Origin of the sequence: Streptomyces sp. NPDC006265, assembly GCF_040613555.1 — a bacterium.
GTDB lineage: Bacteria > Actinomycetota > Actinomycetes > Streptomycetales > Streptomycetaceae > Streptomyces.
In genome coordinates this window covers 1-9,363 of sequence record NZ_JBEXSH010000305.1, presented here as the reverse complement: position 1 = coordinate 9,363, position 9,363 = coordinate 1, and the positions used below count along the sequence as shown (strand labels likewise).

Sequence of the window (9,363 nt, the reverse complement as noted above, 5' to 3'; positions counted from 1 at the left end):
CAGGCGATCTGGAAGGCCCGTTCCACCGACTCCCGGGCCAGTTCACGGCGGCCGGTCAGCAGATAGGTCTGCCGGACGAGACCGGATTTCTGACCGGCCGATCGCCTGGCAGGGCGACGCGCTTGCGGCGCGGCCCGGAGCCCGGTCGAGCGCTCGCCATGGGGGCTGGCGGGCTGCTCGCCGGCCCTCGGCCGCGCCTCGCGCCGTCCCTGGCAGGTTTCCGCTATGCCCTGGCGTCGAAGTTGCCGGACCCCCTGCGGCTGAGGACGAAGTCGTAGACAGTCCGGCGGTACCAGTGGTCTTGAAGGACCCGAGGCTTTCCGCCGTCCCCGGCCGTCCGGTCGGCGAACGGGACCTGACCTCGGGCGTGGTAGGCGTGGATGGTCTCGCGCGCGAGGGGTTCGCCGCGCGTGGCCATGCCCAAAACCTCGGCAAAGTCGTAGATGTCCAGCAGGTCCAGAGGGTCGCCCTCAGGCAGCGGGTTGACCAGCGCCGGCCCGGTGCCCTTGGCGGCCGCCCACACATGCGGGCGGTGCTCCTTCACCCAGGCGTCGACCGCGTGCGCGGCATACGTGCGCGGACGTGTGCGCAACGGCGTCGGGAAAGCCCGGCGGATGACCTTCTTACCCTCTCGCTTCTCCTTGACGCTGATCCACTGGAGGCCGGTGCGCTCGGAGACGCCATACCGCGGGCCGATCATCTCCGCGGCCAGTTCAGCCTGCTCACTACGGACTTCGGACACCGACGCAGCCGCCAGCGCCGGCTCAACCTGCTCGTCCTGGACGCCGGCAGAGGAGTCGGTTGCCGACGTCTCGGGCCACGCCTGACCTGTCAGTTCCACACGACGCTGGGCCGCGGTCCAGGACCGCCGGCGGTTGTGCCGGACCCACTCGTCCACCTCGGCCGCGCTGTAGCCGTTCTCGCCGGCCTCGGGGAACCCCTCAACACGGGTCCACCCCCTGGCCGTCTGACCGCTCACGCTGTACGTGCTCGCGATGGCTTGTGCGTCGACGTACCCCGTTCGCGCGGTGGAAGCACGCTCCGAGCTCGCGCCGGCGGCTGCAGGGGTCTGTCCAGCGACCGCCGGCACCTCCGACGTCTTCTGGCGGCGCATGCGACGAGGCCGGTTCACGAACTCGTACGCCGTCTCGCGGAACCACATGCGTTCCGTCACCTCCGGCCGCTTCCCGTCCCCCGGCTTACGGTCGGGCCCCGGCATCTTCTTCCGGGAGATGTACGTTCGCAGGGTGACCTCGGGCACCGGCTCCTTCCGCCCGAGGGCCTTCCCCTCCCAGGCGGCGATGTCCGACAGCTTCACCAGGTCCTTCGGATTGCCCTCAGGCAGGCCGTACGGGTTGTCCGAGTCCTGCCCCTGCGCCCAGTAGACCGGGAGGTTCTCGCGCAGCCAGTCGTCCACCAGCGCGGCGTCGCGGACCAGGGTTCGCCCAGGACCGGACGGCCACCCCTCGGGGAAGCCCTCGAGCGTGACCCAGTAGGCCACGTTGGCTTCATTGACCTTGTACTTGGTCGCGATGTCGTGTGAGGTCACAACTTCATCGGCGTCGGCGGGAATCACTGATACTCCTTGTCGGACCGGCAGTGAACCCGCAGGCCGTGGTCGTGGCCCCGAGGGTGGGGGCCTGAGTGGAACGAGCTCGAGCTGTGACCGGCATCGCCGGCTCCTCTCCGCGCCGGCGCCCTCGATCGTGCAGGGGCAGGCGCTAAAGTACATTACGTTTGGCGAATAGACAACGCGCGTGGGTGTTGATCGGCTCGGGATCGCCACGGGGGTGCCTTCGGGGAGGAACGGTGATCCGCCCCTCCCCGAAGGCACCGACGTGAGTGGTCAGTGCGCCAGGGCAAAGCCCTGGCCCGCGCCCGAGTTCTTCGCGCGGAGCTTCTCATCGCGCGCCCGCTGAAGGCCGCCGAATGTCTCCTGCCCTTGCTTCTTGAGAAGGTGCGGGATCCTATTGGCCGGAATTCCCACAAGCGGTGACTCGCTGAGAACCGAAAGGAGGTCGGATTCGGTCTGGTCGGTGTATTCGGCGGCGATCAACGCCTCCACGTCCGGGAATACATCCGCGTGCCGTTCGGTCCCCAGGTCGATCAGGTGATCCTCCTTCCCTCCGAGGCTGTAGCACCAAAGGAAATTATCCGGCGCGTCGTTCACGACAAGCCGCTTAAAACGGCTGATTTCCTTGGTGTAGCAGTAGAAGCGAACACCCGGCGAGCTGCGCATGATGCGCATCCAGGTGAGAAGGTACTCGTCGGAAAAGAACTCGCCTGAATCGTGCATACGAATCCACTTGCCGGCGTACCGCTTGTGGCGGAGTTCGTCCGTCATTCGCTTCTCGAACTCTTCCGGAGTGTCACGGCAGAGGAGAAGATTGCGAATGTGGGCTGCGCGGACGTTCTTGAACCGGTACGTGCCGACTCGGGCGTAGCACAACTGTGCGCACACGCCCGCCTGAGGGCAGACGTTGAAATGGCTGCCGTCAGGCATTTCAATCACGAAGGCTGGCAGTGTCCAGTTGAATACGCCGATCCTCCTCAGGTCCGAGTTCTGGGTGAGGAGCCGCTTGGGGGTGGTGCGGCCGGTCGCGTTGGTGCTCTCAGACATCTCGTTCCTCATGTTTCGAAGGGGAGGGGTAGGCGGGTGAGGTGCCGGGGCATCCGATGTGAGGGCGGACGCACGCGTGGATTCCGAGCGCGGTCACGCCGCCGTCGGCTCTCGCGAGCACGGCGAGCCCTTGGGCGATGGCGGTGCGCGCACTGCGCTGGTGATGGCCGCCGTACTGGGCGTCGTCGCCGTGACTGGCGATCAGGTCGGCGGCCTGCGCCGAGACGCGATCGATCTCGGGCTGTGAGAGTCCCCGCAACTCGGCGATGCACAGCGGGACCATGAACAGCAGCCACGTCACCCACGTCGCCGACGCCGACGTCGGGCTTTCTACGGGGGCGGTGACCACCCGGCCGAAGGGGCCGTGCGTCGGAGGGGTGGGCTGCGGATCTGGCTCGTGCTGCAGAGGCTCTTTGCCGGCGCCGGTGGAGGGAGTGGCTGTCGTCATGGTGAGGTGTCGCTCCATGCAGGGCGCCCCCGGCTGTATCAGCCGGGGGCGCCCGTGGGGGGGAGGGGGAATCGCGATCAGTCGCCGCGTGCGAGGCAGCCGGCAGTGTGCGCGGGGGAGGTGCGGAGGCGGGGGGATCCCCCGAGCCTGTCGCGGGTCTGGAGGAGGTAGTCGCCCAGGTCTTCCAGGGAGTTGATCTCCTCGGTGGGCACCGGCTTGCCGCACTGGTCGCACGGGGCGAGGAGGTCGAAGGTGAGGCGCCGGCGGTCGTCGTAGGTCGCGAGGAAGTCCAGCGTCCTGTCCGCGAAGGGGATGGACAGGGCCACCGCGGGGTAGTGCACGCCGTCCGCGAGGAGCGGGTGGGTGTCGTCGTCCCTGGTACGGATGCCGATCGGGCGGCCAAGGGAGTGGAGCGAGAGGCGGTGGCGGAGTACCGCCTCCACCCAGCGAAGCTCGGCGTCGTGGCTGTGGAGGGCCGGGTCCGGTCCGACCTGGGTGGCCTGACCGGCCTGTGCGCGCTCCACGGCCGCCTGGACGGCTGCGGCCTCGACGTAGTTGGGGGGCTTCTTCATGGTGCTCGGCATGGGGTCTCCGAGAAGATCAGGCCCGTGATCGGCACGCTGGCACGCGTCAGGGTCACCAGGGCGGGGAGTCGAAGGCCGCGAACAGCGGCTCCGGCCGACGGGGTCTTCCCCGTCCGACACCCACCACGTTACATATTGAACAGCTAATACGCAACATTATGGCTGAAGAGACGGCCGGCCAGCTGATGCCCCTGGAAGAGCAACAGCACGGCCGGCCGGTGGACGCCGGACTACGCCGGCGCGGCGGTGAGCTGTCCGACCTTGTCGAGCAGGAGCTGGGCCCGGGCGAACGCGGCTGCCTTGTGACCGTACGACGGGACGACCAGGTGCATCGTTTCGTGAGCCAGCGCGCGATCGGCCTCCTCGCGCGTCGTCACCAGCTGGAGGTTGACGGCCATCAACGGCACCTTCAGCCGCGCGCTCTTCGGGCCGCGATACACCTGGGCTGCGTAGTGCGAGAGGAACGGCATGCCGCTGATCGACGCGTACGCCGCGAGGTCCAAGACGAGGTGGAAGTCTCTCTGCGAGACGGAGGCGAACTGCTTCGCTCGCCGGCGCAGCCAGTGCACGTCGACAGGCAGGTTCCGCTCGTCCTCCGGCAGTGGGCTTCGCAGTTCGGCGTGCCGCTGTTCCGTTACCGGATGGGCTCGGTCTGCCATGTGCTTCCTCCTCTCGGTCGCGGTTTGGATCTTGAGTCGATGCCGTTTGGCATGCGGCCGGCGCAGCGAGACCTCCCGGTTCCTCCGCGCGGCCGCCGTGGCTTCGAGGCCATCATGCCAACACGTCCCCTACTTGCCCCTTCGGTGCCTGCGCTGGGCCGCTCATGCGTACCGTCCGTGCCATGAGTCGGCGTCCAGGCGCTGAAGCTCGGCGTCCTCATCGGGGGTGAGCCGGTTGGTGAAGTCGTCCCAGTGGATCAGCTGCTCCAGCTCGGGGCCGTCGGCCGGCTCGATGCGTGCTCGCTGCCCGCTGGTCAGGTCTATATCCACCCCGTCGTCGACAACGGTGCCGCGAGCGCAGGTCAGGGAGCGCCGGCGGGTGGCGTTGAGATTGAACAGGTAGCCGCCGCCGTTGTCCTCGCCGCCGATCAGCGGCCGAATCCACAGAACTTGCTCATCCTGCTCATCCCCGTTCTCAACCCGGTGATGCCGGGCGAGGGCGGCGCGGAAGACCTCCGTCCCGTCCGGGTCCCACACGATCAGGCGCGCGCCGGCGTCTACCGGGTCACCCGTGGCGCTGTGGTTGCCCGCGAGCAGGTCCGAGAATCGCTGGTGCCACTGCTGTGTCATTCGATCGCTCCTTGTCAGCTGTAGTCGTCGGACGTGCACAGGACATCCTCGACGGCCTTCCCGCCCATGTGGGTGATGCCTCGTGAGGCGAGGGAAGCGAGGATGGTGGTGCGCTCCGCGGCGGTGTGGCACACGATCCGGCTGGGTGCCTCCGCTCCGAACAGGTCGAGCCCGTTCCTGAACATGACCTCGTTGCCGGCGGCGGAGAATTTCGCGATCTTCATCGGGTCGCGGGTGATCGCGTTCTCGTTGTAGTTGTGGTGCGCGGGGTTGATGGCGCCGTAGTGGTCGCCGTTGTAGGCGTAGTAGTCACTGCGCCGCATCAGCACGCTTGGGTCATCCCAGATCAGCATGCCGCCGCTCGGCTGGTTGGGAGTCTTCTTGACCCGCAGGAACACGCTGTTGGCGCCGCCGGTCATCTTGTCGGCCTGCTCGCTCATGCCGAGCCCGCCGCCGATGCCCATGACGGCCCGCTTCTCCGTGGAGGCCAGGACGCCGGTTCCCAGGAGACTGGAGAGCGCACCGCCGTGGAGACTGTGGGTCAGTGACCTCCCCTTGAACGCCCCCTGAATCTCCGCCTGCTTCCCCGTCACGTCGAAGCGAGACCACGTCAGCCACTTGCCGGACGTCGACGGTATCGGCTCATAGCCCGGGCTGGCCGCCAGTTCGGCCCCACCCGAGAATCCGGAGGCCTTGGCCACGGCGTCCCGGACGACCTCGACCTTCATCGGCAGTACCTTGTGGGCGGCCTCCAACTGGATCCGCTTCATCGCCGTCTGCAGGGCCCCGCTGTCGAGGCCCATGAGGGTTTCCATCCGCTGGTGCACGATCTCCTGGACCTGAAGGTCCTGAAGTCCCTGAGCCGTGGCCATGGCGGCCTGCATGCCGTCGGCCTCACCGAGCCCCTGCGCCTGGATGTTGTTCGACAGGTACGTCCACTCGCCCTCGGCCGCGGTCATCGGCTTGTTCATCAGGTGCAGTTGCTCCAGGCGCTCCACGAGGTCCTTGCCGTGGCCGGCGCCGGCCGGGGCGTGGACTTCGAGCTGCCCGCGCAGCGAGAACTCCGTGTGCTTGGGGTCGTTGTCCTTGTACGGGCGGTAGACGGCGGTCCAGCCGTCACCCATGTCGATCTCGTACTCGGTGCCGTTGGCGGAACTGCGGGTGACGCCGTCCCAGGACGACTGGCCCGTTTCCGGGTCGAGGGACGCCTTGATCCGGCTGGCCTTGCGGACCGTCGCGGCGAGCGTGCCGGGCTCCGGCTCCCCGTTGGGCACCGGTATCTGCTTGGTGACCATCTTGGTCTCGGTCACCTCGTAGGCGTCCATCCACGGCATGACCGACCCGCCGTTGTCGATCTTGTCCTTCACTACCTGCAGCTGGTGCAGGTAGTGAAGGGCCATGGCCTCCTCCTCGTCGCTGATCGACGGGTTGTGGAGGACGTCGGCGACTGCGTCGAAGGCCGCCTGGTGCTTGGCGATCGACGCTTCCGACATCTCGGAGCCGGTCTTCAGCTTGTGCTGCACCGAGCTGATCGCGGTCTTGGTCAGCTCGGCCAGCTTCTTCTCCTTGTCGAGGTCGAGGCGCTCCTTGACCTGCTCCTCGACCTGGATCTCCTCCATGTGGGTGCCCGGAATGCTCAGCGCGTCGAGGAGCTTCTCCTCGGCCTCCTCGGATATGTGCGTGAGCAGCACCTCCCGCGGGCCGTCCGGCGAGTCGTAGGCGACCAGGGTGGCTTCGGAGTTGATGAAGTCGTCCCCGCCCACAAGGAGCGGCGTGCCGGTCGGCTCGCCGACGGGGGGCGCGGCCGGCACCGGCGTCAGCGGCGGGTCCGTCTCCTCCTCTTCCTCCTGGACCTCCAAGATGTCGTCGGCGTGGAGCAGTCCAGCCTCCTCCGTCGGCGCCTCCTCACCGCTGCCCTGCAGCTCCCCCTCGGCCGCGAGGCCCTCGGGCTCGGGCTCGGCCGAAGCCTCCTGGAATTCCTCCTCGGGTCCGGTAGCGGATACGTCAGGCTCAGGTGCGGGTTCGGTGCCCAGCAGCGCGTCGAGCTCCGCCAGAGCGTCCTCGGCAGCGGCAGCTTCCGCAGGTTCGGCAGGCAGCTGAGAGAGCTCCAGCTCCTCGAGTTCGGCGCCCCCCGTGCCTCCCGCGGCCGCGCCCGTGAGGTCGGTCCCCTCGGCCGCATTCGGCGCTCCGGTGATGTCCGGCGGCACGGGGGGTGCCTCGGCGAGCGCGGTGGGGCTGACCGCGTAGCTCTGGTGGCTCGACTTGGATCCGGTTCCCATCAGCTACCACCGCCGTGCTTGAGGGAGGCGCCGGAGGGCAGACCCATCTGCTTGACGAAGAAGTCGGCGAAGTTCTGACGCAAGTTGTTCTTCCTCTCGACTGCGTGGTCCAGGAACGCCGTGGCGATCTGGGCGTGTGTGACCTGGGACTGCGGGACTTTCAGCGCCTTGGCCGCCTTGCTGCGCATCTGCGGCACCCATGCCACGCCGGCCTTGACACCCTCGTGCGCGGTGGAGTGCAGGATCGAACGCAGCTGTGCATCCGGCATGGACTCGAACTTCTTGATCACCGGGTGTGCGGCGGCAGGATTGATCTTGACGTCCTTGGCCAAGCCGCCTCCCAGGGCTGCTTGGTAGAGCTTCTGGTGGATTGGGGTGAAGCCGCCGCCGCCGCTGGGGGCGTAGTCCACCGACAGCTTGTCCAGGCCGTAGTGCTTGAAGGCCTGGCCGCGATCGATCTGCACGAGGCCGCCCGAGGGTGTGGCAAGCCAGTTGTCCTGGTGACCGTCGTGCTCGCCGACGAACCAGGAGCCCACGTGCGACCGGACGATCGCGTCGACCTGGGACTGCGTCCACTGGCTCGGGCTGGACGTGAACGGCTTGGCGTCCTTGAGCAGCGGCTGGATGGAACCGGCCGTGCCGTCGGCCTTCTTGTGGTGGTACACCGGCACTGCCGGCACGCCGCCCAACGACAGGACTTGGGACGCGGCGGCCTCGGTGTGGCCCAGGGCCCCGCCGTGGTTGTGGTCGGCCTTGAACATCCACTGCGAGCCGTCCGGGCCTGTATGGACGGTCTTGGCATATGTCCCGCCGAGATTCGACACCTTGGTACCCGAGCCGAAGGACCAGCCGGCGACCTCCTTGGGATCGATGTAGGCCGGGACGTCCTGGCTGGTCGCCTTCGCCTGCTGCACCTCGGCCATCAGCGCCTGGATGTTCGCGTTGAACGACCCCGGCTTCGGCGCCTTCGCCGGCTTCGCTGCGGTCGCGGCCGGCTTGGGCGTGGGGGTCGCGCCGTTCTTCGGCAGCTTGCTCGCCAGTGCCTGGACCGCCTCGTCGGAGGCCAGACCTCCATCCGGCTTCGCCGAAGGAGCAACGGTGGCCGCCGCCTTGGCGGCCTTGGCCGCGGCCTTCTTCGCGACGTCCGCGTTGACCTTGTCCTTGATGGCCTGCTGGTCGTACTTCTTGTTGAAGCTTGCGGCGATGTAGTTCTGGACCTGGGCACGTGTGGCCTTGGCGTTGTTGTCCATGCCCAGCTCGGCCGCGACGGTGCGCAGGTCGGCGAGCTTCTGCTTCGCGGCCCACGATTTGAAGTCGCTGGTCAGATCGCCGGGGTGGAGGTACTTCCCTGGACCGAGGGCCGGGTGCTCGGCGTACGGGGTGTCGCTGGCACCGCCTTGCTGGGTTTGGGAGTACCAGCTGTTCACGTCCGTCTGCATGTCCCGGACGTCGCCGGCGTTCTTCGCCCACGCGGCGATCGCCTGCGGCGCGCCCGGGTCGCCCGCCGGCGGCAGGTTGAGCGGCTGGTCGCCTCCGGGGGCCATCGCAACGTGGGCGGCGTAGCTGGCGTCGAGGTTCGCCAGCTGCTCTTGCCGCTTGGTTGCCAGAGCCTTGAGCGTCTCCACTTGGCTTTCGGGTGTGTTCGGCCGCATCAGTGCCACGAGCCCGTGACTACCGAGGTGCATCGCCTCGGTCTCGCTCAGTTGCCCCGAAGCGAGAGCCTGCTGCACGAGAGGCTGGAGGTCCTTCGGCGGCAGGTACGCGTGGTGGAGAGCCTCGTCGACCGCCGACTTGGCCTCGGCCTTGGCCTTCGCTAGGTCCTCGCCGAGCTCGGGACAGTCGGCCGACGCCAACTTCTGCTCAGCCGCGAGCATCGTGTGCAGGGCCTCGGCCCTCTGTTCCTGAGACTGAGGCCCGTAGGTCTTCTTCGCCTCGTTCCAGGCTTCGATCGACGCGGACACCGCCTGGGCGGAGGCGCCAACCTCGTCGGGCGTGGCTTTCCATGCACCGCCGCTGAGGGGCGGCTCGGTGCCCTCGATCTCGTGCAGGTCGGCGAGCGTCATTCCGCCGACCGTCTTGCCGGCGAGCAGCTCGTTGTACCGGCTGAGCGCGGCGGCCTGGATCTTCGCTTTGGACGGGATGT

At 67.9% G+C, this 9,363-nt stretch carries 8 protein-coding genes; all 8 read right to left on the bottom strand.

Annotation, left to right across the window (positions count from 1 at the left end):
- Nucleotides 1-223: 223 nt before the first annotated feature.
- Nucleotides 224-1,576: a hypothetical protein gene (locus ABZ281_RS23725; RefSeq protein WP_356658427.1), complete on the bottom strand. Its 1,353-nt coding sequence runs from the start codon at nt 1,574-1,576 to the stop codon at nt 224-226.
- A gap of 270 nt (nt 1,577-1,846) precedes the next feature.
- Nucleotides 1,847-2,620, bottom strand: a complete 774-nt coding sequence (locus tag ABZ281_RS23720) for a hypothetical protein (protein WP_356658425.1) — start codon at nt 2,618-2,620, stop codon at nt 1,847-1,849.
- Complete coding sequence (locus ABZ281_RS23715) at nt 2,613-3,068, bottom strand: hypothetical protein (RefSeq protein WP_356658423.1); 456 nt, start codon at nt 3,066-3,068, stop codon at nt 2,613-2,615. Before ABZ281_RS23715 ends, ABZ281_RS23720 begins: the two co-directional genes overlap by 8 nt.
- Before the next feature lie 77 nt (nt 3,069-3,145).
- Nucleotides 3,146-3,652: a hypothetical protein gene (locus ABZ281_RS23710; RefSeq protein WP_356658421.1), complete on the bottom strand. Its 507-nt coding sequence runs from the start codon at nt 3,650-3,652 to the stop codon at nt 3,146-3,148.
- Nucleotides 3,653-3,882: 230 nt separating this feature from the next.
- Nucleotides 3,883-4,311, bottom strand: a complete 429-nt coding sequence (locus ABZ281_RS23705; protein WP_356658419.1) for a hypothetical protein — start codon at nt 4,309-4,311, stop codon at nt 3,883-3,885.
- 162 nt (nt 4,312-4,473) lie between these two features.
- Nucleotides 4,474-4,941: a hypothetical protein gene (locus ABZ281_RS23700; RefSeq protein WP_356658417.1), complete on the bottom strand. Its 468-nt coding sequence runs from the start codon at nt 4,939-4,941 to the stop codon at nt 4,474-4,476.
- A 14-nt stretch (nt 4,942-4,955) separates the two neighbouring features.
- Nucleotides 4,956-7,220: a hypothetical protein gene (locus ABZ281_RS23695; RefSeq protein WP_356658415.1), complete on the bottom strand. Its 2,265-nt coding sequence runs from the start codon at nt 7,218-7,220 to the stop codon at nt 4,956-4,958.
- A partial coding sequence (locus ABZ281_RS23690) for a hypothetical protein (protein ID WP_356658413.1) occupies nt 7,220-9,363 on the bottom strand: 2,144 nt, incomplete at its 5' end. The genes ABZ281_RS23695 and ABZ281_RS23690, both read right to left, overlap by 1 nt.

Bases quoted from the DNA above. Each gene is read 5' to 3' on its own strand.
- ABZ281_RS23720 (WP_356658425.1), bottom strand. From the start codon at position 2,620: ATGTCTGAGAGCACCAACGCGACCGGCCGCACCACCCCCAAGCGGCTC.
- ABZ281_RS23715 (WP_356658423.1), bottom strand. From the start codon at position 3,068: ATGACGACAGCCACTCCCTCCACCGGCGCCGGCAAAGAGCCTCTGCAG.
- ABZ281_RS23710 (WP_356658421.1), bottom strand. From the start codon at position 3,652: ATGCCGAGCACCATGAAGAAGCCCCCCAACTACGTCGAGGCCGCAGCC.
- ABZ281_RS23705 (WP_356658419.1), bottom strand. From the start codon at position 4,311: ATGGCAGACCGAGCCCATCCGGTAACGGAACAGCGGCACGCCGAACTG.
- ABZ281_RS23700 (WP_356658417.1), bottom strand. From the start codon at position 4,941: ATGACACAGCAGTGGCACCAGCGATTCTCGGACCTGCTCGCGGGCAAC.
- ABZ281_RS23695 (WP_356658415.1), bottom strand. From the start codon at position 7,220: ATGGGAACCGGATCCAAGTCGAGCCACCAGAGCTACGCGGTCAGCCCC.